This window comes from Kitasatospora sp. NPDC086791 (assembly GCF_040685975.1).
GTDB lineage: Bacteria > Actinomycetota > Actinomycetes > Streptomycetales > Streptomycetaceae > Kitasatospora.
In genome coordinates this window covers 1-25,457 of sequence record NZ_JBFBOC010000006.1, presented here as the reverse complement: position 1 = coordinate 25,457, position 25,457 = coordinate 1, and the positions used below count along the sequence as shown (strand labels likewise).

The following is a 25,457-nucleotide window of genomic DNA, read 5'->3' as shown; positions in this document are numbered from 1 at the left end:
CTCCCGGCCCACGCCCGGGAGCGGGACGCCGGACGGGCCGACCTCCCGCTCCCGTCCGGCCGCCCGCTCCCGGGCCGCCTCCGCCGCCGCTACTGCCAGGGCAGCGGCGGCGCCGTGCGGGCCGGGCGCTCGGCGAGCGCGGCCAGGGCGAGCCGGACGCCCTCGGCGAGTTGCGGGTCCTCGCCGGCCGCCCAGTGGTGCGGGGCGATCGGCACCTCGACGTCCGGGTCGACGCCGTGGTTCTCCACGCCCCAGCCGTAGTTGTCCAGCCAGAACGCGTACTTGGGCTGGGTGACCAGGGTGCCGTCGACCAGCCGGTAGCGGCTGTCGATGCCGATCACCCCGCCCCAGGTGCGGGTGCCGACCACGGGGCCGATCCCGAGCGCCTGGATGGCGGCGTTGACGATGTCGCCGTCCGAGCCGGAGTCCTGGTCGGCGAGCGCGACGACCGGCCCGCGCGGGGCGTCGCCGGGGTAGGGCACCGGGTTGTCGGTGTCCCGGCTGACGTTCCAGCCGACGATCCGGCGGGCGAGCTTCTCGATCACCAGCTGCGAGGTGTGGCCGCCGCGGTTCTCCCGGATGTCGACGATCACGCCCTCCTTGGCCATCTCCGAGCGCAGGTCGCGGTGGATCTGGGCCCAGCCGGTGGTCTGCATGTCGGGCACGTGCAGGTAGCCGAGCCGCCCGCCGGACAGTTCGCGCACCGCGGCCCGCCGCCCGGCCACCCAGTCGTGGTAGCGCAGCGCCTCGTCGTCGGCGAGCGGGACGACCACCGGGTGCCGCCGGTCGGTGCCGTCCTTGCCCGCCACGGTCAGCTCGACCGGCTGCCCGGCGGTGCCGGCCAGCAGCGGGGCCGGGCCGGTCACCGGGTCCACCGGACGGCCGTTGACCGCCAGGACCGCGTCGCCCGGGCGGATCGCGACGCCGGGCGCGGCCAGCGGCGAGCGGGCCCGCGGGTCGGAGGACTCGCCGGGCAGGATCCGGGCGATCCGCCACTGCCCACCCTCCTTCACGAGGTCCGCGCCGAGCAGCCCCTGGCGCCGGGCGGGCTCGGTGTGCGGGGCGTACGGCAGGACGTAGGCGTGCGAGGTGCCGAGTTCGCCGTGCACCTCCCAGAGCAGGTCGACCAGGTCGTCGTGCGAGCCGACCCGCTCGACCAGCGGCCGGTAGCGCTCCAGGACGCCGGCCCAGTCCACCCCGGCGAGGTCGGGGCGCCAGAAGTTGTCCCGCATCAGCCGGCCGTTCTCGGCGTACATCTGCCGCCACTCGGCGGCCGGGTCGACGGTGATCCGCAGCCGGGCGAGGTCCACCACGGTCTCGTCGTCCTCGCCGGCCGCCTTGTGGTCGGCCGGGAGGATCCGCAGCTCGCCCTCGTCCAGCACGGCGACCCGGCCGCCGTCCCCGCTGACCGCGAAGCCGTCGACGCCGTGCACCAGTTGCTCGACCCGACGCTTCTTCAGGTCGAAGCGCTCCAGCACCGGCCGGGGCCGCTCGTCCTCCAACGAGGCCGCCTCGTCGCCGAGTTCGCCGAGCAGCGGGGCCCTGGTCCACAGCACGCCGTCCTTGGCGGCCCGCAGGGTGCCGAACAGGCCGCCCTCCACCGGGAACGGCACGATCCGGTCGGCGATGCCGTCCAGGTCCACCCTGGTCACCGGCGCGGCGTCGGCGCCGCCCTCCTCACCGTCCGCCTTCTTCGCCCGCGGCTCGTCCTCCTCCCCGCCGAGCGGGCGCCCGGCCCGCTGCGGGCCGAACGGGGACGGCGTGTCGGCGGCCAGCGTGATCAGGTACGGGCGGCAGCCGTTCGGGAAGGACAGGTCGAAGACGTGCGAGTCGTAGACCGGGTCGAAGTTGCGCACCGACAGGAACGCCAGGTAGCGGCCGTCCGCGGTGAAGGCCGGCGAGGTGTCGATGAAGCGCTGCTGGGTGGCCTCGCTCACGGTGCGGGTGGCCAGGTTGGCCAGCACGATCTGGCGCAGCGAGTACGGGCCCAGCCCCGGCACCGGCCGCGACCACGCCAGCCAGGCCGAGTCCGGGCTGAAGACCAGCCCGTTGACCTCGCCGTCGGTGCTGCGGTCCAGCTCGTGCACGGTGCCGTCGGCGAGCGTGACCAGCAGTACCCGGCCGTCGTGCACGCCGAGCGCGGCCTGCTTGCCGTCCGGGGAGACGGCCAGCGCGTTCACCCGGCCGAGCTGCCCGGCGGCCAGTCTGCGGCGCTCGGCGCCGTGCACAGCGGGCGCGAACTCCAGGGCGTCCTCGCCCTCGGCGTCGGACACCCAGAGCACGCCCTGGGCGCCGTCCTCGCCCGGCACCACCCGGACCAGCCGCCCGCGCACGCCCGGCGTCTCGTCCAGCACCCGGGCCGGGCCCTCGCGGTGGGTCAGCCAGTGCACGCCGCCGCGCACCACGACGGCGCTGGCCCGGCCGGTGCGGTCGGGGGCGACCGACTCCAGCCAGTGCGCGGCGGGCACCGGGCGGGGGCGGCGGCCGCTGCGCGGACCGGCCAGCCGGACGTCCAGGCGGCGCGGCTCGGCGCCGGCCAGGTCCTCCAGCAGCCAGAGGTCGCCGGCCCGGTGGAACACCACCCGGGCGCCGTCGGTGGCGGCGTTGCGGGCGTAGAAGCCGTCCGCGCCGGTGGTGTGGCGGCGCAGGTCGGAACCGTCCGGGAGGCTGGACCACAGCTCGCCGACGCCCTCGTGGTCGGACAGGAAGGCGATCCGGCCGCCGCCCGGACCGTCCCCGCCGCCCGGACCCGCCACCCAGAGCGGCGAGGACAGCTGCCCGTCCAGCTCCTCGTGGACCCGGGCGAACTCCTCCCGGCCCAGCCACAACTTGCCCGCCCGGCCGCCCCGGTAGCGCTTCCACCAGGCCGGCTCGCGGATCGCGGCGCTGGCCAGCAGCACCCGGTCCCCGCCCGGCTCGAAGGCGATCCCGCCGACCGGCCCGTACGGCAACCGCACGGGCTCGCCGCCGTCCAGCGGGACGGCGTGCGCCCAGGTGCGGCGCAGGGTGGCCTGGCCGGCCGTGGTGGTGGCGATCGGGCGGCCGTCGGGCGTCCAGCCCTGCACCCGGGTCTGGCCGCTGCCCCAGTGGGTGAGCCGGCGGGACGGGCCGCCGTCCACCGGCACCACGTGCACCTCGGGCGCGCCGTCCCGGGTGGAGGTGAAGGCGATGTGCCGCCCGTCCGGGGAGAACCGGGGGTCGTGGACCGGCCGGTGGTCGGCCGTCAGCCGCCAGGCCCGGCCGCCCTCCAGCGGGGCGAGCCAGAGGTCGTTCTCGGCGACGAAGGCGACCAGGTCGCCGTGCAGGTGGGGATGGCGCAGGTAGGCGCCCGCGGAGGTGCTCTGGGAGTCCGTCACGCGGCCAGCGTAGGCACGTACGCGCACGAGCCGCCGGGCTTTTCGGCAGAGTCGGGCCGCTCGGGCGAGCCCGCTGGACCCCGCCGCGGGGTCGTAGTAGGGGCCGCGGCCGGGCCGGCTACGCCCAGCGGCCGGTGCGCCCCAGCAGCAGCGCGCCGGCGGCCACCCCGGCGGTGGAGGTGCGCAGCACCGAGGGGCCCAGCCGGTACGGCTTCGCGCCCGCCTCGGCGAACGCGGCCAGCTCCTCCGGGGACACCCCGCCCTCCGGGCCGACCACCAGCACGAGGTCGCCGCCCGCGGGCAGCGCGGCCTGCGCCAGCGGTTCGGCGCCCTCCTCGTGCAGCACGGCGGCGAACGCGGCCCCGGCCAGCACCGGCGCCAGCTGCCTGGTGGTCACCGGGTCGCGGACCTCGGGGAAGCGCAGCCGGCGGGACTGCTTGCCCGCCTCCCGGGCGGTGGCCCGCCACTTGGCGAGCGCCTTGGCGCCGCGCTCGCCCTTCCACTGGGTGATGCAGCGCGAGGCCGCCCACGGGATCACCACGTCCACGCCGACCTCGGTCATGGTCTCCACGGCCAGCTCGCCGCGGTCGCCCTTGGGCAGCGCCTGGACCACGACGATCCGCGGCGCGGGCTCCGGCTCGCGCCGCACGGCGGCGACCGCCACGTCGATCGCGTCCTTGCCGTGCACCTCGGCGACAGTCCCGTCCACGCCGAGCCCCAGCCCGTCGGCCAGGGTCACCGCCTCGCCGGCCGCCAGCCGCTTCACCGCGGCCGCGTGCCGCCCCTCCGGGCCGTCCAGGCGCACCAGGGCGCCGGGCGCGGCGGCGGCGATCCGTTCGGTCTCGACGACGAAGACGGGCGCGGTCATGCGGGAGCACCTTTCCGGGGTGGGGCCTGCGGCCGGAGGGGGAGACCGGAGGGGGGAACGCGAAGGAGGTGCCGGGGTCGGCCCCCGGCACCTCCGCGCGGACGGCTACCGGCCGTTGAAGGCGTCCTTCAGCCGGGAGAACAGGCCCTGCTGGCCCGGTGCGAACTGGCCCGAGGGCCGCTCCTCGCCGCGCAGCACCGCGAGGCGGCGCAGCAGCTCCTCCTGCTCGGGGTCGAGCTTGGTGGGCGTCTTCACCTCGACGTGCACTATCAGGTCGCCCCGGCCGCCGCCGCGCAGGTGGGTGATGCCCCGGCCGTGCAGCGGGATCGACTGGCCGGACTGGGTGCCGGGCCGGATGTCGACCTCCTCCAGGCCGTCCAGGGTCTGCAGCGGCACCTGGGTGCCGAGCGAGGCCGCCGTCATCGGGATGGTGACGGTGCAGTGCAGGTCGTCGCCGCGCCGCTGGAAGATGGCGTGGCTGGTCTCGGCGATCTCGACGTACAGGTCGCCGGCCGGGCCGCCGCCGGGGCCGACCTCGCCCTCGCCGGCCAGCTGGATCCGGGTGCCGTTGTCGACGCCGGCCGGGATCTTGACGGTCAGGGTGCGGCGGGCGCGGACCCGGCCGTCGCCGGCGCACTCCGGGCACGGGGTCGGCACGACGGTGCCGAAGCCCTGGCACTGCGGGCAGGGGCGGGAGGTCATGACCTGGCCCAGGAAGGACCGGGTGACCTGGGAGACCTCGCCCTTGCCGCGACACATGTCACAGGTCTGGGCGGAGGTGCCGGGGGCCGCGCCCTCGCCGCTGCAGGTGGTGCAGGTGACGGCGGTGTCGACCTGGAGTTCCTTGGTGGTGCCGAACGCGGCCTCCTCCAGGGTGATCTCCAGCCGGATCATGGCGTCCTGGCCGCGGCGGGTGCGCGACCGCGGTCCGCGCTGGCCGGCCGCGGCGCCGAAGAAGGCGTCCATGATGTCGGAGAAGCCGAAGCCCGCCGCGCCCGCGCCGAAGCCGCCCGCGCCGCCCCCGCCCGGGGACAGCGGGTCCCCGCCGAGGTCGTAGACCTGGCGCTTCTGCGGATCGGAGAGCACCTCGTAGGCGGCGTTGATCTCCTTGAACCGCTCCTGCGTCTTCGGGTCCGGGTTGACGTCCGGGTGCAGTTCGCGTGCCAGGCGCCGGAACGCCTTCTTGATCTCGTCCTGCCCCGCATCCCGTCGGACGCCGAGTACCGCGTAGTAGTCCGTGGCCACCAAATGCTCCGCTTGTTCCGCCTGTAGTAGTGCTGCGACTGGACGCCGTCAGGATGTCCGACGGCTGTTTGCTACGACTCGGCCAGGATCTGGCCCACGTACCGCGCCACCGCCCGCACCGCCCCCATTGTGCCCGGGTAGTCCATCCGGGTCGGACCGATCACACCCAGTTTGGCCACGCTCTCGTCGCCCGAACCGTAACCGACCGAGACGACCGAGGTGGAAATCAGCCCTTCGTAGGCGTTCTCCCGGCCGATCCGGACCGTCATCGCGGCGTCATTGGTCTCACCCAGGAGGCGGAGCAGGATGACCTGCTCCTCCAGGGCCTCCAGCACCGGCTGGATGGTGAGGGGGAAGTCGTGGCCGAAGCGGGTCAGGTTGGCCGTGCCGGCCAGCATGATCCGCTCCTCGTTCTGTTCCGCGAGCGTCTCGAACAGCGTCGCCAGGACCGTGCTGACGGTCGGCCGGTCGGCCTGCTCGAACATCGCCGGAAGCTCCTCCAACAGCCCCGGGACCTCCGGGAGCCTGCGGCCGGCGGCTCTGCTGTTGAGCGCGGTCCGCAGGTCCGCCAGGACCGTCTCGCCGACCGGGCCCGGGCAGTCGACCATCCGCTGCTCGACCCGGCCGGTGTTGGTGATCAGCACCAGCATCACCTTGGCCGGGGCCAGCGCCACCAGCTCGACGTGTCGGACGGTGGAGCGAGTCAGCGACGGGTACTGGACGACCGCGACCTGCCGGGTCAGCTGGGCGAGCAGCCGCACGGTGCGCGCGACCACGTCGTCCAGGTCGACCGCGCCGTCCAGGAAGTGCCGGATCGCCCGGCGCTCGGGGGCGCTCATCGGCTTGATCTCGGCGAGCTTGTCGACGAAGAGGCGGTACCCCTTGTCGGTCGGGATGCGGCCGGCACTGGTGTGCGGCTGGTGGATGTAGCCCTCCTCCTCCAGCGCCGCCATGTCGTTGCGGACCGTCGCCGGCGAGACCCCGAGGTTGTGCCGCTCCACCAGGGCCTTGGAGCCGACCGGCTCCTCGGTGCCCACGTAGTCCTGCACGATCGCGCGGAGCACGGCGAGCTTGCGGTCGTCCAGCTGGCGGACCTCTCCGGCCATGGGGCACGCACCTCCGTCTTCGCACGTTGTCCGTCTGTGTCCCTGCTGCTGCGGGCCGCTCCGGGAGGCCCCGACCCTGGCACTCTGAACGCACGAGTGCCAGAACCGTACCTGCCAGTGTAAGGCCCGGGTCCTACGGCAGGAACGGCCGGACCGGGGTGATCCTGCCCGCAGTTCCGGGTACGGCCCACGGGGCGGGAAGCGTTCACCGGTTCCCGGCGCGCGGGTGGTGCCCAACGGCCGTCCGGGTGGCAGCATCGGAAGCGACGGCGAATGGAGGAGCAAGCGATGTCGAGCTCGGGCCAGCACACCCGTTTCGCACCCGACCGCGGCCTGACCGGCCGCATGGTCGCCACGATGTTCGTGATCGGGCTGCTGTACGTCGGTTTCACCGGCCTGCTGATCGCGCTGCTGCGCGGCGCCTGGCCGCTGATCGTGCTGATCTCCGGCGGGCTGTTCGTGGCCCAGTTCTGGTTCAGCGACAAGATCACCGAACGGGCCATGGGAGCCCACCAGGTGTCCCCGGAGGAGTTCCCCCAACTGCACGGCACGATCGACCGGCTCTGCGCCCTGGCCGACATGCCCAAACCCCGCGTGGCGGTCGCCGACAACGACATGCCGAACGCCTTCGCGACCGGCCGCAACCCGCAGAACGCGGTGGTCTGCGTGACCACCGGCCTGCTGCGCCGGCTGGAGCCGGAGGAACTGGAGGGCGTCCTCGCGCACGAGCTGTCCCACGTCGCCCACCGGGACGTCGCGGTGATGACGATCGCCGGCTTCCTCGGCGTGCTCGCCGGCGCGATGACCCGGATCGCCGTGTACGGCGGGTTCATGGGCGGCGGCCGCAACAGCAACGACCAGAACGCGGCCATCCTGGCGCTGATCATCCCGCTGGTCTCGATGGTGGTCTACGCGATCAGCTTCCTGCTCACCCGGCTGCTCTCCCGCTACCGCGAACTGGCCGCCGACCGCGCCGCCGCCCAGCTCACCGGCCGGCCCAGCGCGCTCGCCTCGGCCCTCACCAAGGTGACCGGGCAGATCTCCGCCATCCCCACCGAGGACCTGCGCAAGGCGCAGCCCTACAACGCCTTCTACTTCGCGCCCGCGCTGAGCGCCCGGGAGACCGCCTCGCAGCTGTTCTCCACCCACCCGACGCTGGAGACGCGGCTGGCGCAGCTGGCGAGGATCTCCGAGCAGCTCGGCCGCTGACGCCGAGCCGCCGCCTCCCCGCCGCCTCCCTTTCTCCCCCCGACGATCGACGCGAAAGGACCGCCGTGGGAATCCTGGACGCCCTGTTCGGCCGCACCAAGCCCGTCAAGCCCGACCTCGACCAGCTGTTCGGCGTGCCGTCCGCCGCGCTCACCCTGGAGGCCGGGGCCGGTTTCCTCCCCACCGGGCTCGGCTCGGTCTGCTTCGCGGCCGTCGAGGGCGCGGCCTTCGTCCAGGTGGAGCAGCAGGTCCGGGCGCTGCTGGACGCCGACACCGAGCGCGGCGGCGTCCCGGTGGAGGCCTCCAAGGACGCCTACGGCTACTCGTGGCTGCTCGCCCGGCACGCCCCCGGGGAACTCCCGGAGCTGGTGAACGACCTGCACGCGGTCAACAGCGAGCTGGAGGCGAACGGCTTCGGGCCGCAGCTGCTCTGCTCGCTGGTCGGCTTCCGCGACGCGGAGGGCCGGTCGCTGGCCCTGGTCTACCTCTACAAGCGCGGCACCTTCTACCCGTTCGCCCCGGTGCCGGGCGGCGGGGAGAAGCGCGACAGCCCGCTGGAGCTGCAGGTCAACGCGATGCTGGCGAACGATCTGCGGCTGGAGAAGGACCTGAGCCGCTGGTTCCCGGTCTGGGGTGCGCCGGGCCTCTGACGCGCCGTCCGCCCTCCCTATGATCACCCGTATGCGCAGCCACCGGTACGGACCCGACCTGACCCCGCCGTGGAAGAACCAGGCCCCCGCCCCGGAGGTGCCCGCCGAGCGGGACCTGGTGGTCGAGGAGGCGGCGACCGGCTTCTGCGGGGCGGTGGTGCGCTGCGAGAAGACCGCGGAGGGGTTCACCGTCACCCTGGAGGACCGTTTCGGCAAGCACCGGGTCTTCCCCCTGGTGCCGCGCGGCTTCCTGCTGGAGGGCAAGGCCGTCACCCTGGTCCGCCCGGCCGGTCCCGCCCCCGCCCGCGCGCCGGGGCGCACCGCCTCCGGCTCGATCGCCGTCCCCGGCACCCGCGCCCGGGTCGCCCGCGAGTCGCGGATCTACGTCGAGGGCCGGCACGACGCCGAACTGGTCGAGCGGGTCTGGGGCGACGACCTGCGCATCGAGGGCGTCGTGGTCGAGTACCTGCGCGGCATCGACGACCTGCCCGCGATCGTCGCCGACTTCGCCCCCGGCCCCGGCCGCCGCCTCGGCGTCCTGGTCGACCACCTGCTCCCCGGCACCAAGGAGCACCGCATCGCGGCCCGGGTCACCGGGGAGTCCGTCCTGGTCGTCGGCCACCCCTACATCGACATCTGGCAGGCGGTGAAGCCGTCGAGCGTCGGCATCCCCGGCTGGCCCGCCGTCCCCCGCGGCGAGGACTGGAAGGAGGGCACCTGCCGCCGCCTCGGCTGGCCGGTGGACACCCCGGCGGCGTGGAAGCACGTCCTGTCGAAGGTCGACAGCTACAAGGACCTGGAACCGGAACTGCTGGGCCGGGTCGAGGAACTGATCGACTTCGTGACGCTGCCGGATCAGGCGTAGGTCTGGAACTCGGAGGTGTCGAGGGTCACGCCCAGCAGGTCGACCGGAATCGACTCCCCGAACTTCGCGGTGCGTTCGACGGCGTAGTCCGGCACCCCCGAGGCCGCGCGACCGGGCTCGGTGAACAGCACGGAGAGCCCCTTGATCGGGTCGACGATCAGGTAAGCGGGAATCCGACCCTCCGCGTACAGCTCCCGCTTGGTCCGGTAGTCGCGGAGCACGCTGGTCTTCGACACCACCTCTACGACGAGGGTCAGCAGCGGCGCGGGAATCAAGCGTCCCGGCCCCTCCACCGCATCCCGCTCGTAGACGACCAGGTCGGGTTGCGGCTCGCTCGTCAGCCCGGGAAGCTCGATGTCCTGGGTGGTCGAGCGGTGCCACCGCGCTCGGGGAAGCTGGTCCCGGATGGCCTCGACGATCCAGTTGTGGACCCGGTCCGCCCCGCCCGTCATCACGATTTCCCCCCTGATGAGCTCGGCCTTGAAGCCTTCGGGGACCTCCAGGTTCTCGAAGATCCCCGTCACCCGGTCATCGATGGCGGTCATTGCTCGCTCCCTCCGACGGCTGACACCACGTTAACGACACTCAGTCCACCAGGTCACGTACGACCGCGTCCGCGAGCAGGCGGCCCTGGAGCGTCAGGGCGGCGCGGCCCCGCTGGTACGGCTCGGCGGCGAGGAGTCCGTCCGCCAGGGCCCGGGCGGCGGCCTCGCGGCCGGTTTCGGTCAGCAGGTCGAGGGCGACGCCCTCCACCAGGCGCAGTTCCAGCAGGATGCGCTCGACCCGGCGGTCCTCGTCGCCGAGGAGTTCGCGGCCCAGGCCCGGGGTGCGGCCCTCGGCGAGGGCCTGGGCGTAGGCGGCGGGGTGCTTGGCGTTCCACCAGCGGACGCCACCGACGTGGCTGTGGGCGCCGGGGCCGGCGCCCCACCAGTCGGCGCCGGTCCAGTAGAGCTCGTTGTGGCGGCAGCGACCCTCGGGGGTGGTGGCCCAGTTGGAGACCTCGTACCACTGGTACCCGGCGGCGCTGAGCGCCTGCTCGGCGATGAGGTAGCGGTCGGCGTGCACGTCGTCGTCGATCATCGGCAGTTCGCCGCGCTTGACCCGGGCGGCGAGCCGGGTGCCCTCCTCGACGATCAGGGAGTACGCGGAGACGTGGTCGGGTCCGGCGCCGAGCGCGGCGTCCAGGGAGGCCCGCCAGTCGTCGTCGGACTCGCCGGGGGTGCCGTAGATCAGGTCGAGGTTGACGTGCTCGAAGCCGGCCGCGCGGGCCTCGGCGACGCAGGCCTCCGGCCGGCCCGGGGTGTGGTGGCGGTCGAGCAGCCGCAGCACGTGGGGCCGGGCGCTCTGCATGCCGAAGGAGATCCGGTTGTAGCCGCCCTCGCGCAGCTCGGCCAGGTACGCCGGGTCGACGGACTCCGGGTTGGCCTCGGTGGTGACCTCGGCGCCGTCGGCGAGCCCGAACTCCTCACGGATCGCGGCGAGCATCTTCACCAGGTCGCGGGCGGGCAGCAGGGTGGGGGTGCCGCCGCCGAGGAAGACGGTGCGCACCGGCAGGTCCGCGTCCCCCAGCACCCGCCGGGCCAGCCGGATCTCGGCGACCACGTTGTCCGCGTACGTCTCCTGGGAGGCGACGGCCCCGGCGGAGCGCAGCTCGGTGGCGGTGTAGGTGTTGAAGTCGCAGTAGCCGCAGCGGCTGGCGCAGTACGGCACGTGCAGGTAGAAGCCGAACGGCCGGCTGCCGAGCCCGTCGAGGGCGTGCGCGGGCAGGGAACCGTCGGACGGCACCGGTTCGCCGTCGGGGAGTGCGGAGGGCATGCCCCCATTGTCCCGTACGGCTCACCCGTACGGCTCACCCGCTCGGGTGAGCCGTACGGGGGCGGGGCGGCTCAGGCCTCGTTGGCGCCCGCGTACATCGCGGTCACGGCGTCGGCGTAGGTCCGCTCCACCACCGGGCGCTTGATCTTCAGGCTCGGGGTGAGCTCGCCGTGCTCGACGTCGAGGTCGCGCGGCAGCAGGTGGAACTTCTTGACCGTCTGCCAGCGCTGCAGCCCCGCGTTGAGCCGCTTCACGAAGCCCTCGATCAGCTCGTGGACGGCCGGCTCGGCGGCCAGCTCGGCGTAGGAGCGGCCGGCCAGGCCGTGCTCGGCGGCCCACGGCATCAGGACCGCCTCGTCCAGGCCGATCAGCGCGGTGCAGTAGTTGCGGCCGTTGCCGATCACCAGGACGTTGCTGACGAACGGGCAGACCGCCTTGAACCTGCCCTCGACCTCGCTGGGCGCCACGTACTTGCCACCGGAGGTCTTGAACAGGTCCTTCTTGCGGTCGGTGATCCGCAGGAAGCCGTCCGGGCCGAGCTCGCCGATGTCCTCGGTGTGGAACCAGCCGTCCGGCTCCAGCACCTCGGCGGTCTTCTCCGGCAGGTTGTGGTAACCGCGCATGACGCCCGGGCCGCGCAGCAGGATCTCGCCGTCCTCGGCGATCCGCACCTCCGTGCCGGGCAGCGGGCGGCCCACCGTGCCGATCCGGATGTCCTCCTCGCGGTTGACGCAGGAGCCGGCGCTGGTCTCGCTGAGGCCGTAGCCCTCCAGGATCGGCACGCCGGCGCCGAGGAAGAAGTAGCCGATCTCGGGGGCGAGCGCGGCACTGCCGGAGACCGCGCCGCGCAGCCGCCCGCCGAAGGCCGCCCGGATCTTCGCGTACACCAGCTTGTCGGCCAGCGCGTGCTGCACCCGCAGCGCCAGCGGGGCGGTGCCGGTGCCGGTGGCGACCCGGCTCTCCTGGACGGCCCGGGCGTGCTCGCGGGCGACCTTGGCCGCCCACAGGAAGATCTTGTACTTGGCGCCGCCCTCGGCCCGGGCCCTGCCCGCGATGCCGTTGTAGACCTTCTCGAAGATGCGCGGCGCCGAGGCCATCACGGTCGGCCGGATCACCGGCAGGTTGTGGATGATCCGGTCCACCCGGCCGTCCAGGGCCATCACGTGGCCGGTGGCGATCTGCCCGGAGATCAGCGTCTTGCCGAACACGTGCGACAGCGGCAGCCACATGAAGTGGACGTCGTCGGAGCGCAGCAGCCCGCTCGCCTCCTGCGCCCGGCCCTCGTACGCCCAGCAGTCGTGCACCAGGCGCACGCCCTTGGGGCGGCCGGTGGTGCCGGAGGTGTAGATCAGGGTGGCCAGCTGTTCCTTGTCGAGCCCCGCGACGGTCTTCTCCACCGCGTCCGGGTGCCGCTCCAGGTACTCGGCGCCGCGCCGCTCCAGCTCGGCGAGGGTGAGCACGTCCAGGCCCGACGCCTCGGGGGTCTCGGACGCCTCGCCGGGGGCGTCGAACAGGATGACGGTGCGCAGCTCGGGCAGCCGGTCGAGCTGCCCGGCGGCCTTGGCCAGTTGGGCGGCGTTCTCCGCGAACAGCGCCCGGGAGCCCGAGTCGGACAGGATGAAGCCGGTCTCGTCCGCGTTGGTGCTCGGGTAGACGGTCGTGATCGCGGCGCCCGCGCACATGGCGCCGAGGTCCGCGATCACCCATTCGAGCCGGGTGGACGACGCCAGGCCGACCCGGTCCTCCGGCCGGATGCCGAGCGCCATCAGACCGGCGGCCACCGCCTTGACCCTGGTCGCGGTCTGCGCCCAGGTCAGCGAGCGCCACTGCTCCGCGCCGGGCGCGCCGTCCGCGGCCTGCTCGTCGACCGGGGCGGGGTAGCGGTAGGCCTCGCCGTTCGGGGTCGCGGCCACCCGCTCCAGGAACAGGTGGGCGACGGAGGCGGGACGCCCGGCGACGAGATCGGGGCTGCCGGAGTCGATCAAGGACTGCGCGGAACTCAACGAGGACCTCCGGGGGCGGGTGGCCGTTTGAGGGATTGTCGCGGCGGCCGTGGGGGCGGTCACCGGGCCCCGGTTCACCTGGACGGTACCGGTCAGTAACAAGGGGGCAACCAGCAGCCTAGGGGGAAACCGGTCATTCCGTAAGGGGGCGGATGGACCTGGCACGCCCCCACGGCACCGGTGACCGCACCACGCACGGCACCGGCGACCGCACCACGCACGGCACCGGCGACCGCGCCGCACCACCGGACGCACCCCGCGCGGAAACCGACGAGCGCGCTGCCGGACGGTTCGGCAAAAGCCCGGCAAACCCCCGGTTCCCACACGCCGAATGACCTGTACAACGCTACAGAAGACCGAGAATTGGGGTGCGAACCCGACCGGCGACGACAAGAGTGTGCAAGTGCTGATCAGACTCCTGAGGGCGTACCTGCGCCCCTACTCCCGACCGATCACCCTGCTGGTGGTCCTCCAGCTGGTGTCCACCCTCGCGGCGCTCTACCTGCCGACGCTCAACGCCGACATCATCGACGACGGCGTGGTCAAGGGCGACACCGGCTACATCCTGCGCGTCGGCGGGGTGATGATCGGCGTGACCGTCCTCCAGGCGCTCTGCTCCATCAGCGCCGTCTTCATCGGCGCCCGGGTCGCCATGGCCTTCGGCCGGGACGTCCGCGCCGCCGTCTTCGACCGGGTGCAGAGCTTCTCCGCCCGCGAGGTCGGCCAGTTCGGCGCGCCCTCCCTGATCACCCGCACCACCAACGACGTCCAGCAGATCCAGATGCTCGCCCTGATGAGCTTCACGCTCATGGTCGCCGCACCGATCATGTGCGTCGGCGGCATCATCATGGCGCTCAACCAGGACGTCCCGCTGTCCGGCCTGCTGCTCGCCGTCATCCCCGCCCTCGCCGTCGTCGTCATCCTGCTGGTCCGCGCGCTGCGCCCGCAGTTCCGCAGCATGCAGGAGCGCATCGACACCGTGAACCGGGTCCTGCGCGAGCAGATCACCGGCATCCGGGTCATCCGCGCCTTCGTCAAGGACGGCCAGGAACAGGCCCGCTTCGCCACCGCCAACGAGGACCTCACCGACGTCGCCCGCAACGTCGGCCGGCTGATGTCCGTCATGTTCCCGGCCGTCATGCTCGTCGTGAACGTCTCCAGCGTCGCCGTGCTCTGGTTCGGCGCCCACCGCATCGACAGCGGTGCCATGGAGATCGGCGCGCTCACCGCGTTCCTCTCCTACCTGATGCAGATCCTGATGAGCGTCATGATGGCCACCTTCATGTTCATGATGGTGCCCCGCGCCGAGGTCTGCGCCGAGCGCGTCCAGGAGGTCCTCGGCACCGAATCCAGCGTCGTCCCGCCCGTCACGCCCGTCACCGAGGTCCCCCGCCGCGGCAACCTCGAACTGCGCGACGTCGACTTCCGCTACCCCGGCGCCGAGGCCTCCGTGCTGCGCGGCATCGACCTCACCGCCCGCCCCGGCCAGACCACCGCCATCATCGGCTCCACCGGCAGCGGCAAGTCCACCCTGCTCGGCCTCGTCCCCCGGCTCTTCGACGCCACCTCCGGCCAGGTCCTGCTCGACGGCATCGACGTCCGCGAACTCGCCGCCGACGCGATCGCCGACCACGTCGGCATCGTCCCCCAGAAGCCCTACCTGTTCACCGGCACCGTCGCCAGCAACCTCCGCTACGGCCGGCCCGACGCCACCGACGAGGAACTCTGGCACGCCCTGGAGATCGCCCAGGCCAAGGCCTTCGTCGAGAAGCTCCCCGAAGGCCTCGACGCCCCCATCACCCAGGGCGGCGGCAACGTCTCCGGCGGCCAGCGCCAGCGCCTCGCCATCGCCCGCGCCCTGGTCCGCAAGCCCTCCGTCTACCTCTTCGACGACTCCTTCTCCGCCCTCGACTACGCCACCGACGCCAGACTGCGCAAGGCCCTCGCCCGCGAGACCTCCGACGCCACCGTCCTGATCGTCGCCCAGCGGGTGTCCACCATCCGCGACGCCGACCGGATCGTCGTCCTCGACGAGGGCGCCGTCGTCGGCACCGGAACCCACCACGAACTGATGGCCGACAACCCGACGTACCGGGAGATCGTGCTCTCCCAGCTCACCGAGCAGGAGGCGGCGTGACCAGCACCGGAGAGCCCACGGCGCAGGACACCGCGGAGCGGGACACCGTACGGCCGGACACCGCGGAGCAGTACACCGCGGAGCAGTACACCGCGAGGCCGGACACCGCGAAGGCCGACCCGAAGAAGGCCGACGCCGGACTGCCCACCGACTCCCAGGCCGCCGCCGCCCGCCGCGGCCCGGCCGGACCCGGCCGCTTCATGGGCGGCCAGGGCGCCGAGAAGTCCATGGACTTCAAGGGCTCCGGCAAACGCGTCCTCGGCCTGCTGCGCCCCGAGCGCAACCTCCTCGTCGGCGTCCTGCTCCTCGGCGTGCTCGGCATCGGCTGCGCCGTCATCGGCCCCAAGATCCTCGGCAACGCCACCGACCTGATCTTCGCCGGCGTCGTCGGCGCCCGCTTCGCCCCCGGCACCACCAAGGCCCAGGTCATCGACGGGCTGCGCACCCACGGCCAGGGCGGCATCGCCGACCTGCTCACCGCCGTCGACTTCACCCCCGGCCAGGGCATGGACTTCGACGCCATCGGCACCGTCCTGCTCTGGGTGCTCGGCATCTACCTCGCCTCCGCCGTCTTCGGCATCTTCCAGGGCCGCCTGGCCACCACGGCGATCCAGCGCGCCAGCTACCGGCTGCGCCAGGACGTCGAGGCCAAGCTGGCCCGGCTCCCGCTCAGCTACTTCGACAAGCAGCCGCGCGGCGAAGTGCTCAGCCGGGTCACCAACGACATCGACAACATCGGCCAGTCCATGCAGCAGACCATGGGACAGGTCGTCAACTCGCTGCTCACCGTGGTCGGCGTGCTGGCCATGATGTTCTGGATCTCCCCGCTGCTCGCCCTGATCGCCCTGGTCTCGGTGCCGGTCTCGGTGGTCGTCGCCACCAAGGTCGGCAAGCGGGCGCAACCGCAGTTCGTCCAGCAGTGGAAGTCCACCGGCCAGCTCAACGCCCACATCGAGGAGATGTACACCGGCCACACCCTGGTCAAGGCGTTCGGCCGCCGGCGCGAGGCCGCCGCGACCTTCCGCGAGCACAACGAGGCGCTGTACGAGGCCAGTTACAAGGCCCAGTTCATCTCCGGGATCATCCAGCCCGCGATGATGCTGATCGGCAACCTGCAGTACGTGCTGGTCGCCGTCGTCGGCGGCCTGCGGGTCGCCAGTGGCGCGCTGTCCATCGGCGACGTGCAGGCGTTCATCCAGTACTCCCGGCAGTTCAGCCAGCCGCTCACCCAGGTCGCCAGCATGGCCAACCTGGTGCAGTCCGGCGTCGCCTCCGCCGAGCGCGTCTTCGAACTGCTCGACGCCCCCGAGCAGAGCGCCGAACCCGCCGTGCCCGAGAAGCCCGACACCGTGCACGGCCGGGTCGCCTTCCAGGACGTCTCCTTCCGCTACGACCCCGACAAGCCGCTCATCGAGGACCTCTCGCTCAAGGTCGAACCCGGCCAGACGGTCGCCATCGTCGGCCCCACCGGCGCCGGCAAGACCACTCTGGTCAACCTGCTGATGCGGTTCTACGAGGTCAGCTCCGGACGGATCACCCTCGACGGGGTCGACATCGCCGCGATGTCCCGCGAGGACCTGCGCTCCGGCATCGGCATGGTCCTCCAGGACACCTGGCTGTTCGGCGGCTCCATCGCCGACAACATCGCCTACGGCTCCCGGGACGCCACCCACGACCAGGTCGTCGAAGCCGCCAAGGCCGCCCACGTCGACCGCTTCGTGCGCACCCTGCCGGACGGCTACGACACCGTCATCGACGACGAGGGCACCAACGTCAGCGCCGGCGAGAAGCAGCTGATCACCATCGCCCGCGCCTTCCTCGCCCAGCCGTCCATCCTGGTCCTGGACGAGGCGACCAGCTCCGTCGACACCCGCACCGAGGTGCTGATCCAGCGGGCCATGGCCCGGCTGCGCACCGGCCGCACCAGCTTCGTGATCGCCCACCGGCTCTCCACCATCCGGGACGCCGACGTGATCCTGGTGATGGAGAACGGCTCGATCGTGGAGCAGGGCTCGCACGACGAGCTGATCGCCGCGGGCGGCGCCTACGCCCGGCTCTACCAGGCGCAGTTCGCGGAGGCCGTGGCCGAGGTGGACTGACGCGGCGTGGACCGACGGGCCGGGGCGGGCACCACCTTCCGCCCCGGCCCGTCGGGCTTCCGGGGCCTCGGCTCTCCGGTTCGGGGTTCAGGGCCTCGGCTCTTCGGGGGTTCGGGGGGTTCGGCTCTTCGGGGGTTCGGGGGGTTCGGCTTTTCGGGGGTTCGGGGGTTCGCAAGGGGCCCCGGCGGGCGTTACCTTGGGCCCGTGATCGACGACCAGCTCCCGGCCGCCCCGGACGCCTTCGAGGCGAACCGCCGCTACCTGGGCTCGGTCGCCTACCGGCTGCTCGGCTCCTTCACCGACGCCGAGGACGTCCTGCAGGACGCCTGGCTGCGCTGGCAGGCCGCCGACCGCTCCACCGTCGCCGACCCCCGCGCCTTCCTGACCACCGTCGTCACCAGGCTCTGCTACGACCAGCTGGGCTCCGCCCGGGCCCGCCGGGAGGCCTACTACGGCGAGTGGCTGCCCGAGCCCGCCGTCTCCTACGCCGACGGCCCGGACACCCCCGCCGAACTCGCCGAGCGCGGCGAGTCCGTCTCGCTCGCCCTGCTCGCCGTGCTGGAGCAGCTCTCCCCGGCCGAGCGGGCCGCCTTCGTGCTGCACGACGTCTTCGCGGTCGGCTTCGAGGAGATCGGCACCTCGCTGGACCGCTCCCCCGACGCCGCCCGCCAGCTCGCCTCCCGGGCCCGCCGCCGGGTCAAGGACGGCACCCGACGCGGCGGCGGCACCGACCCGGCCGAGCACCGCCAGGCGGTCGAGGCCTTCGCCGCCGCCAGCGGCCGCGGCGACATCCTCGCGCTGATGGAGGTCCTCGACCCGGACGTGGTCTGGCACTCCGACGGCGGCGGCATCGTCCGGGCCGGCGTCCGCCCGATCCACGGCGCCGACCGGGTGGCCCGCATGGTGGCCGGTCTGGTCGCCAAGTGGTTCACCCCCGACACGGCGATCTGCCACGCCCTGGTCAACGGCGAGCCGGGGCTGGTCTGGTACGAGCGGACCGGCGGCACCGTCGGCGGCGTGCTCGCCTTCACCGTCACCGACGGCCGGATCATCGAGGCGTACGTCGTCGTCAACCCCGAGAAGCTCGGCCGGATCAGCCCCGTCACGGCTCCTTGACGGCCCCCTGCGGCCCCGCCACGGACCCCGGCACGGACCCCGGCGGCGCTGTGACACGGGTCACGGTCACATCCCGACCGGCCGCGTCGTCCCCTTCCCGAACAGCGCTCCACGGGGGCGCACGGAATGGAGGCGGACGAGATGAGCAGCACCACCACCACCGCGAAGCGGATCGTCGTCCTGGGCGCCGGATACGCCGGACTCACCGCGGCCAAGGGCGCCGGACGGCGCCACACCGTCACCCTGGTCGCCCCCGAGGAGCGACTCCTGCACCGCATCCGCCAGCACGAGACGGCGGCCGGCCGCGGCCGTGAGTGGCCGGCCATCGGCGACCTGGCCCGCGGCCGCACGATCCGGCACCACCGGGCCCGCGCCGTCGAGCTCGACCTCGCCGGGCACGAGGTCCTGCTGGACGACGGCACCACCCTCGCCTACGACACCCTGGTCCACGCCCTCGGCAGCCGCACCGCCTGGCACGGCGTCCCCGGCGCCGTCGAATACGCCTACCCCGCGGAGCGCGCCGCCGAGGTCCGGCGCCGGATCCGCGAGGCCGCCCGGCCCGGCACGCTCGCCGTGGTCGGCGGCGGCGCCACCGGCATCGAGCTGGCCACCGAACTCGCCGAGGCCCACCCCGACTGGCGGGTGCGGATCGTCGCGGCCGGCCAGGTCGGCGGCATCTACTCGCCCAAGGGCCGCGCCCACGTCCGGCGGGTCCTCGACCGGCTCGGCGTCGCCGTCCACGAGGGCGCCACCGTCACCGAGGTCACCCCGGACGGGCTGCGCACCACCGCCGGCCCGATCGACGCCGACCTCACCGTCTGGGCCGCCTCGATGGAGCCGCACCCGCTCGCCGCCGAGGCCGGGCTGGCCGTGGACGAGCGCGGCCGGGCCCTGGTGGACGACCACCTGCGCTCGGTCTCGCACCCGGACGTCCACGTGGTCGGCGACGCCGCCGCCGTCACCGTCCCCGGCGTCGGCACCCTGCGGATGGGCTGCGCCACCGCCCTGTCGCAGGGCCAGTACGTCGGCAAGCTGCTCGACGGGCGCACCACGGAGCCGTTCTCGTTCCGGTACGCCGTGCAGTGCGTGAGCCTCGGCCGGCGGGACGGGCTGCTCCAGCTGGTCCACGCGGACGACTCGATGAAGCCGACCGTGTTCACCGGCACCGCGGGGCGGCTGGCCAAGGCCGGGATCGTCTCCGCCGTGCTCAGCGCGCTGAAGTAGCCGCCGCCCACGACGACGGAACGACCCGCGGGAACGCCGAAGGGCCCGGGCGCGAAACGCCCGGGCCCTTCGGCTCGTGTCCGGCCCCCTCGGCTACTTCTTTTCCTTCGGCGCCTCGGCGTCGGTGGACAGCGCGGCGATGAAGGCCTCCTGCGGGACCTCCACGCGGCCGACCATCTTCATCCGCTTCTTGCCTTCCTTCTGCTTCTCCAGCAGCTTGCGCTTGCGCGAGATGTCACCGCCGTAGCACTTGGCGAGGACGTCCTTGCGGATCGCGCGGACCGTCTCACGGGCGATCACCCGGGAGCCGATGGCGGCCTGGATCGGCACCTCGAACTGCTGGCGGGGGATCAGCTTCTGCAGCTTGCCCGCCATCATCACGCCGTAGCCGTAGGCCTTGTCCTTGTGGACGATCGCGGAGAAGGCGTCCACCGCGTCGCCGTGCAGCAGGATGTCGACCTTGACCAGGTCGGCGGTCTGCTCGCCGATGGGCTCGTAGTCGAGCGAGGCGTAACCGCGGGTCTTGGACTTCAGCTGGTCGAAGAAGTCGAAGACGATCTCGGCGAGCGGGAGGGTGTAGCGCAGCTCGACCCGGTCCTCGGAGAGGTAGTCCATGCCCTGCAGACTGCCGCGGCGGGACTGGCAGAGCTCCATGATCGCGCCGACGAACTCGTTGGGCGCGAGGATGGTGCCGCGCACGACCGGCTCGTACACCTCGGCGATCTTGCCGGCGGGGAACTCGCTCGGGTTGGTGACGGTGTGCTCGGCGCCGTCCTCCATGATCACCCGGTAGACCACGTTGGGGGCGGTGGAGATCAGGTCGAGGTTGAACTCGCGCTCCAGGCGCTCCCGGATGATCTCCAGGTGCAGCAGGCCGAGGAAGCCGCAGCGGTAGCCGAAGCCGAGCGCGACCGAGGTCTCCGGCTCGTACACCAGGGCGGCGTCGTTGAGCCGCAGCTTGTCCAGGGCGTCGCGCAGCAGCGGGTAGTCCGAGCCGTCCAGCGGGTAGAGGCCGGAGAACACCATCGGGCGCGGGTCCTTGTAGCCGCCGAGCGGCTCGGTGGCGCCCTTGTGCATCGACGTGATGGTGTCACCGACCTTGGACTGCCGGACGTCCTTCACACCGGTGATGATGTAGCCCACCTCGCCGACGCCGAGGCCGTCGGCGACCTTCGGCTCGGGCGAGATGACGCCGATCTCCAGCAGCTCGTGAGTGGCGCCGGTCGACATCATCGCGATGCGCTCGCGCTTGGTCAGCTGGCCGTCCACGACGCGGACGTAGGTGACCACGCCGCGGTAGGAGTCGTACACCGAGTCGAAGATCATCGCGCGGGCCGGGGCGTCCTTGACGCCGACCGGGGCCGGGATGGTGTCGACGATGTGGTCCAGCAGGTTCTCGACGCCGAGGCCGGTCTTGGCACTGACCTGGAGCACGTCACCCGGGTCGCAGCCGATGATGTGCGCGATCTCGGCGGCGTACTTCTCCGGCTGCGCGGCCGGCAGGTCGATCTTGTTGAGCACCGGGACGATCGTGAGGTCGTTCTCCAGCGCCAGGTACAGGTTGGCGAGGGTCTGCGCCTCGATGCCCTGGGCCGCGTCGACCACCAGGATGGTGCCCTCGCACGCGGCGAGGGAGCGGGACACCTCGTACGTGAAGTCCACGTGGCCGGGGGTGTCGATCATGTTGAGGATGTGCGTCGTCCCGGCGTTCGAACCGGTCTTCGGCGCCCACGGGAGGCGGACCGCCTGCGACTTGATGGTGATGCCGCGCTCACGCTCGATGTCCATGCGGTCGAGGTACTGGGCGCGCATCTGCCGGGGGTCGACGACGCCGGTGATCTGCAGCATCCGGTCTGCGAGCGTCGACTTGCCGTGGTCGATGTGGGCGATGATGCAGAAGTTGCGGATCAGCGCCGGGTCGGTACGGCTGGGCTCTGGCACATTGCTGGGGGTCGCGGGCACCTTGGTCCGATTCTCCGTTGGTCCGGGGCCGGGGGTGTCCGGGTCATCGCTGACCGGTTTCCCGGGGACCGGACAGTCTCGTCCGATCGAAATAGTTCCTCCCATCCTCCCACGAGCGCGGGCCCTGCTGCCGTTCGGGCACCGTCCGACCCTTCCCCCGCCCCTTTCCGGGCGACAGGATGGCCCCCGTGATCCTCGAAAGCGCCCTGCTCGACGTCCTGCCCGGCCGGGAGGAGGAGTTCCTCGCCGCCTTCGCCGAGGCCCGCCCGCTGATCGCCGTCCAGCACGGCTTCCGCTCCCTGCGGCTGCGGCGCTGCCTCGACGAGGGCCGCGGCTCGCGCTTCCTGCTCCAGGTCGAGTGGGAGACCCTCGCCGACCACACCGAGGGCTTCCGCACCTCCCCCGAGTACCGGCGCTGGCGCGCCCTGCTGCACCACTACTACCGGCCCTTCCCCGAGGTCGAGCACTACGGCGAACCGCTGCTCGACGCGTAGGCCGGGGGGCGGTCCGGGAGCCGGAGCCCGGTTTGGGGCGTGCGGCGGGCCCTGGTAGCGTGGTCAGCTGCACCTGGCCTCGGCATGCCCTCTCAGCTGGACCGACGGCCGCCCGGTGCGATCCCGTTCAGAATCTTTAGACAGACTGAGGCTCTTTCGTGGCGAACATCAAGTCCCAGATCAAGCGCAACAAGACCAACGAGAAGGCGCGCCTGCGCAACAAGGCCGTCAAGTCCTCGCTGAAGACCGCTCTGCGCAAGGCCCGTGAGGCCGCTGCCGCCGGCGAGACCGAGAAGGCCGTCGTGCTGGCCCGCGCCGCCTCCAAGGCGCTGGACAAGGCCGTGAGCAAGGGCGTCATCCACGCCAACCAGGCCGCCAACAAGAAGTCGGCCATCACCAAGCGCGTCAACACCGCCGTCCAGGCCTGACGCCCTCCGGGGGTCTCCGAACCCCCGACCGCCTCGGGACGGACCGGCCCTCTACCCGGCCCCCTGAGGTGAGTGAGACTCGCACCGCACGCGGCCTGCGTTCGCCACGCGGGTGCGGTGCACAGAGCAGTACGACAGGCGTCGCAGTCAGCCTCTTCCCCGGAGGCCACTGCGACGCCTGTCGCGTTCCCGGGTGCGGCCGCTATGGTCGGTCAGGTGCGATCGAGGCGCGGGGGAGCGCTCCGACGCCGGGCTTGGGGGAGAGTTCATGACGACGCCACCGCCGCCGGCACCGAACGGACCGGGGTACGGATTCCCGCAGCAGCCGCCGGGTGCGGGGGCTCGGCCCGTACCGGGGGCGCAGCCTCCGGCGGGAACCGCGGGTGCCGCGGGAGCCGCAGGAGCGCCGGGCTTCGGGCCGCCCCCGGGGCTGCCCGCCGCGCCGGGGATGCCCGGGTCGCCCGGGATGCCGACCGGTCCCGCTCCCGGGATGGCGACGGTGCCGGGGGGCCGCGCACCGGGTTCCGGGGGGAACCTGCGGCGCAACGCCGTCTGGGCCTTCGTCGGCGCGGTGCTCGCCTCCGCCGGCTGGACCGCCGCCGTGACGGTCGTCCCCGGCATCGTCAGCAGCGACTCCTCGCCGCGCAGCCTCGGCGGTTACCACCTCTCCGACGACTTCTGCGCCACCGGGAAGCCCACCAAGCTGCTGCAGACGTACTCCGTCTCGGACACGTCCGCGCCGACCCACCACACCGACCGGCACCCGGCCCTGGACAGCATGAACTGCTCGATGAGCCTCAAGCGGACCGGCGGGAACAGCGACAGCGAGTTCGCCTCGGTCTACCTGCGCGCCGACCTGCACAAGGCGGTCAACCCGGCGCCCGAGCTGCGGGCCAACAAGGAGCTCTACCGGGCCCGCGGCTACCAGGTCACCGACATCCCCGGGATCGGCGAGGAAGCGTACTTCCTGTACAAGGACGACGGCTCGGACAAGTACCACAGCATCTACGCCGAGCTGGACATCCGCGACGGCGGGATGACCTTCTACATCAACTACAGCGCCAGTTACACGGACGGGAAGGCCAAGCCGCCGTCCAAGGACGACCTGCGCAGCGCCCTGCAGTCCGATGGGCAGGACGCCGTCCGGGCGATGCAGAAGTAGGCCGCCGGGCGTCCGGGGGCGCGGTCCGTGCCGTCCCGCGCCGGCCCCTGCCGGCCCGTGCCCCGAACCCCGCCACGTCAGTAGGCGGGGCGGGAGCCGGCCCGCGCGGCCCGGGCGACGGCGACCACAGCGCGCTCCAGGGCGAAGGCCGGGTCGTCCGAACCGCCCTTGACGGCGGCGTCGGCCTGGGCGATCGCGGTCAGCGCGGTGGCCACCCCGTCGCCCGTCCAGCCGCGCATCTGCTGGCGCACCCGGTCGACCTTCCACGGCGGCATGCCCAGCTCGCGGGCCAGGTCGGCCGGGCGCATGTTCCGCCCGGTGGTCGCCAACCGCCCGATGCTGCGCACGCCGGAGGCCAGCGCGTAGGTGATGCCGGTCGGCGGCTGGCCGACGGCCAGTGCCCAGCGCAGCCGCTCCAGCGCCTCGGCCGCGCGGCCGGTGACCGCCAGGTCGGCGACCTCGAAGCCGGTCGCCTCGGCCCGGCCGCTGTAGTAGCGGGCCACCACCGTGTCGTCGATCGCGCCTTCGACGTCCGAGGTCAGCTGGTGGCACGCGGCGGCCAGCTCGCGCAGGTCGCTGCCGAGCGCGTCCAGCAGTGCCTGGCAGGCCTCCGGGGTCGCGGAGCGGCCCAGCGCGCGGAACTCGCCCTTGACGAAGGCCAACCGCTCGTTCGCCTTGGTCAGCTTGGCGCAGGCCACCTCGCGGCCGCCCGCCTTGCGCCCGGCGTCCAGCAGTCCCTTGCCCTTGGCACCGCCGGCGTGCACCAGCACCATGATCACTTCTTCGGCCGGCGCATCGATGTACGCCTTGACCTCCTTCACCGAGTCGGCGGAGAGGTCCTGGGCGGCCCGGACGACGATGACCTTGCGCTCGGCGAACAGCGACGGCGTGGTCAGCTCGGCCAGGCTGCCGGGCTGCAGCCCGCCGGGCGGCACGTCCCGTACGTCGGTGTCCGGGTCCGCCGCCTTGGCCGCGGCCACCACCTGGGCGACCGCGCGGTCCAGCAGCAGCTCCTCCTGGCCGACCGCGAGGGTCAGCGGGGCGAGCAGGTCGTCGGGTGCACTCTTCCTGGCCATCGCCTACCAGCATCCCACGGGCCGCGGACACTCCCGTCCGGTCGACCACCCGATCTGCCGCGCGATCGACCGGCTGATCGACCGGCTGATCGACCGCCCGCCCGATCGGCCGAACCGGGCGACCTGGACAATGGCCGGGTGACCGAGAACCACGCCACCGACCTCCCGGACGTCGACGACCCGCACGCCCGGCAGCTGCTCGTCCTGCCCGACCGCGATGCCGCCGAAGAGGCGGCCGAGGACCTCGGCGCCACCCAACCCGACCTCGGCGAGCTGGAGATCGTCCGCGACGCGCTCGCGGGCGAGGACGACGCCGAGGACGCCCAGTGGCTCGTCGTGGTCGACGCCCCGGACACCGGCTGGACCCCCGCCCTGCTGCGCGCCCTCGACGCCCTGGCCGCCGACCACGAGGGCTGGCGCGAGGAGGCCTGACCGGCACCGGCTCCGGAGCTGGAGCCGGAGCCGGCCAGCGGAGTTCGCTGAGCGGCAGGGGCGGGGGCGTCCTTCCCGCGCTGCATACGTGCTGCGCACCGGGGCCAGCCGAGGTCGATTGGGAACAACTTTGCTCCTGTAGTTCTCGGCGCGGGCGGGGGCGGGGCCGGGGCGCGGCGCACCGGATGGTGTGGGGCGGGCCCCCCCCCC

21 protein-coding genes are annotated in these 25,457 nt (G+C 73.0%); 12 read left to right on the top strand and 9 right to left on the bottom strand.

Features of this window, described 5'->3' with window-relative positions:
- Nucleotides 1-89: 89 nt before the first annotated feature.
- From AB0Q99_RS11615 to hrcA, 4 genes are all read right to left on the bottom strand, one after another.
- Nucleotides 90-3,356, bottom strand: coding sequence for a PDZ domain-containing protein (locus AB0Q99_RS11615; protein WP_363570498.1), 3,267 nt, complete (start codon nt 3,354-3,356; stop codon nt 90-92).
- A 118-nt stretch (nt 3,357-3,474) separates the two neighbouring features.
- Entirely contained in the window at nt 3,475-4,224 is a 750-nt protein-coding gene (locus tag AB0Q99_RS11610; RefSeq protein ID WP_363570496.1) for a 16S rRNA (uracil(1498)-N(3))-methyltransferase, read from the bottom strand.
- 105 nt (nt 4,225-4,329) lie between these two features.
- Nucleotides 4,330-5,469, bottom strand: coding sequence for a molecular chaperone DnaJ (dnaJ, locus tag AB0Q99_RS11605; protein WP_363570494.1), 1,140 nt, complete (start codon nt 5,467-5,469; stop codon nt 4,330-4,332).
- Between the two features lie 71 nt (nt 5,470-5,540).
- Nucleotides 5,541-6,575 carry a heat-inducible transcriptional repressor HrcA gene (gene hrcA, locus AB0Q99_RS11600; protein WP_363570492.1) on the bottom strand — a complete coding sequence of 345 codons (1,035 nt, stop codon included), beginning with the start codon at nt 6,573-6,575 and terminating at the stop codon, nt 5,541-5,543.
- A 288-nt stretch (nt 6,576-6,863) separates the two neighbouring features.
- Here hrcA and htpX point away from each other — a divergent pair, with 288 nt between their 5' ends.
- From htpX to AB0Q99_RS11585, 3 genes are all read left to right on the top strand, one after another.
- Nucleotides 6,864-7,784 carry a zinc metalloprotease HtpX gene (gene htpX / locus AB0Q99_RS11595; protein ID WP_363570490.1) on the top strand — a complete coding sequence of 307 codons (921 nt, stop codon included), beginning with the start codon at nt 6,864-6,866 and terminating at the stop codon, nt 7,782-7,784.
- Nucleotides 7,785-7,849: 65 nt separating this feature from the next.
- Nucleotides 7,850-8,434: a hypothetical protein gene (locus AB0Q99_RS11590; protein ID WP_363570488.1), complete on the top strand. Its 585-nt coding sequence runs from the start codon at nt 7,850-7,852 to the stop codon at nt 8,432-8,434.
- A gap of 31 nt (nt 8,435-8,465) precedes the next feature.
- The gene (locus AB0Q99_RS11585; RefSeq protein WP_363570486.1) at nt 8,466-9,299 is read left to right on the top strand and encodes a DUF3097 domain-containing protein; all 834 of its coding nucleotides are present in this window, start codon (nt 8,466-8,468) and stop codon (nt 9,297-9,299) included.
- On the opposite strand, the gene AB0Q99_RS11580 is transcribed toward AB0Q99_RS11585, so the two are convergent.
- The 3 genes from AB0Q99_RS11580 to AB0Q99_RS11570 all read right to left on the bottom strand — a co-directional run bounded on the left by AB0Q99_RS11580 (nt 9,290) and on the right by AB0Q99_RS11570 (nt 13,117).
- Nucleotides 9,290-9,844 carry a Uma2 family endonuclease gene (locus AB0Q99_RS11580; protein ID WP_363570484.1) on the bottom strand — a complete coding sequence of 185 codons (555 nt, stop codon included), beginning with the start codon at nt 9,842-9,844 and terminating at the stop codon, nt 9,290-9,292. The two genes, AB0Q99_RS11585 and AB0Q99_RS11580, sit on opposite strands and share 10 nt — an antisense overlap.
- A 40-nt stretch (nt 9,845-9,884) precedes the next feature.
- Nucleotides 9,885-11,114 (bottom strand): radical SAM family heme chaperone HemW, encoded by a 1,230-nt coding sequence (hemW, locus tag AB0Q99_RS11575; RefSeq protein ID WP_363570482.1) that lies wholly within the window; start codon nt 11,112-11,114, stop codon nt 9,885-9,887.
- Nucleotides 11,115-11,185: 71 nt separating this feature from the next.
- Nucleotides 11,186-13,117, bottom strand: a complete 1,932-nt coding sequence (locus AB0Q99_RS11570) for a long-chain fatty acid--CoA ligase (protein ID WP_363570480.1) — start codon at nt 13,115-13,117, stop codon at nt 11,186-11,188.
- Between the two features lie 152 nt (nt 13,118-13,269).
- Between AB0Q99_RS11570 and AB0Q99_RS11565 the strand changes: the two genes are divergently transcribed.
- The 5 genes from AB0Q99_RS11565 (at nt 13,270) to AB0Q99_RS11545 (ending at nt 19,693) form a co-directional block, all read left to right on the top strand.
- Complete coding sequence (locus AB0Q99_RS11565) at nt 13,270-13,452, top strand: hypothetical protein (protein WP_363570478.1); 183 nt, start codon at nt 13,270-13,272, stop codon at nt 13,450-13,452.
- Nucleotides 13,453-13,520: 68 nt separating this feature from the next.
- The gene (locus AB0Q99_RS11560; protein WP_363570476.1) at nt 13,521-15,254 is read left to right on the top strand and encodes an ABC transporter ATP-binding protein; all 1,734 of its coding nucleotides are present in this window, start codon (nt 13,521-13,523) and stop codon (nt 15,252-15,254) included.
- Nucleotides 15,255-15,454: 200 nt separating this feature from the next.
- On the top strand, nt 15,455-17,353 hold the full coding sequence (locus AB0Q99_RS11555; RefSeq protein WP_363570863.1) for an ABC transporter ATP-binding protein: 1,899 nt from the start codon (nt 15,455-15,457) through the stop codon (nt 17,351-17,353).
- Nucleotides 17,354-17,557: 204 nt separating this feature from the next.
- Complete coding sequence (gene sigJ, locus AB0Q99_RS11550) at nt 17,558-18,469, top strand: RNA polymerase sigma factor SigJ (protein ID WP_363570474.1); 912 nt, start codon at nt 17,558-17,560, stop codon at nt 18,467-18,469.
- A 141-nt stretch (nt 18,470-18,610) separates the two neighbouring features.
- Nucleotides 18,611-19,693, top strand: a complete 1,083-nt coding sequence (locus AB0Q99_RS11545; protein WP_363570472.1) for an FAD-dependent oxidoreductase — start codon at nt 18,611-18,613, stop codon at nt 19,691-19,693.
- Between the two features lie 93 nt (nt 19,694-19,786).
- Here AB0Q99_RS11545 and lepA read toward each other — a convergent pair whose 3' ends face one another.
- Entirely contained in the window at nt 19,787-21,655 is a 1,869-nt protein-coding gene (gene lepA / locus AB0Q99_RS11540; RefSeq protein ID WP_363570470.1) for a translation elongation factor 4, read from the bottom strand.
- A 188-nt stretch (nt 21,656-21,843) separates the two neighbouring features.
- Here lepA and AB0Q99_RS11535 point away from each other — a divergent pair, with 188 nt between their 5' ends.
- The 3 genes from AB0Q99_RS11535 (at nt 21,844) to AB0Q99_RS11525 (ending at nt 23,739) form a co-directional block, all read left to right on the top strand.
- Nucleotides 21,844-22,149: an antibiotic biosynthesis monooxygenase gene (locus tag AB0Q99_RS11535; RefSeq protein WP_363570468.1), complete on the top strand. Its 306-nt coding sequence runs from the start codon at nt 21,844-21,846 to the stop codon at nt 22,147-22,149.
- A 158-nt stretch (nt 22,150-22,307) separates the two neighbouring features.
- Nucleotides 22,308-22,577, top strand: a complete 270-nt coding sequence (gene rpsT, locus AB0Q99_RS11530; protein WP_218205877.1) for a 30S ribosomal protein S20 — start codon at nt 22,308-22,310, stop codon at nt 22,575-22,577.
- Between the two features lie 490 nt (nt 22,578-23,067).
- On the top strand, nt 23,068-23,739 hold the full coding sequence (locus tag AB0Q99_RS11525; RefSeq protein WP_363570466.1) for a hypothetical protein: 672 nt from the start codon (nt 23,068-23,070) through the stop codon (nt 23,737-23,739).
- A 77-nt stretch (nt 23,740-23,816) separates the two neighbouring features.
- Here AB0Q99_RS11525 and holA read toward each other — a convergent pair whose 3' ends face one another.
- Nucleotides 23,817-24,815 carry a DNA polymerase III subunit delta gene (holA, locus tag AB0Q99_RS11520; RefSeq protein WP_363570464.1) on the bottom strand — a complete coding sequence of 333 codons (999 nt, stop codon included), beginning with the start codon at nt 24,813-24,815 and terminating at the stop codon, nt 23,817-23,819.
- 138 nt (nt 24,816-24,953) lie between these two features.
- On the opposite strand from holA, the gene AB0Q99_RS11515 reads away from it, so the two are divergent.
- Nucleotides 24,954-25,247, top strand: coding sequence for a hypothetical protein (locus tag AB0Q99_RS11515; RefSeq protein WP_363570462.1), 294 nt, complete (start codon nt 24,954-24,956; stop codon nt 25,245-25,247).
- Nucleotides 25,248-25,457: the final 210 nt, after the last annotated feature.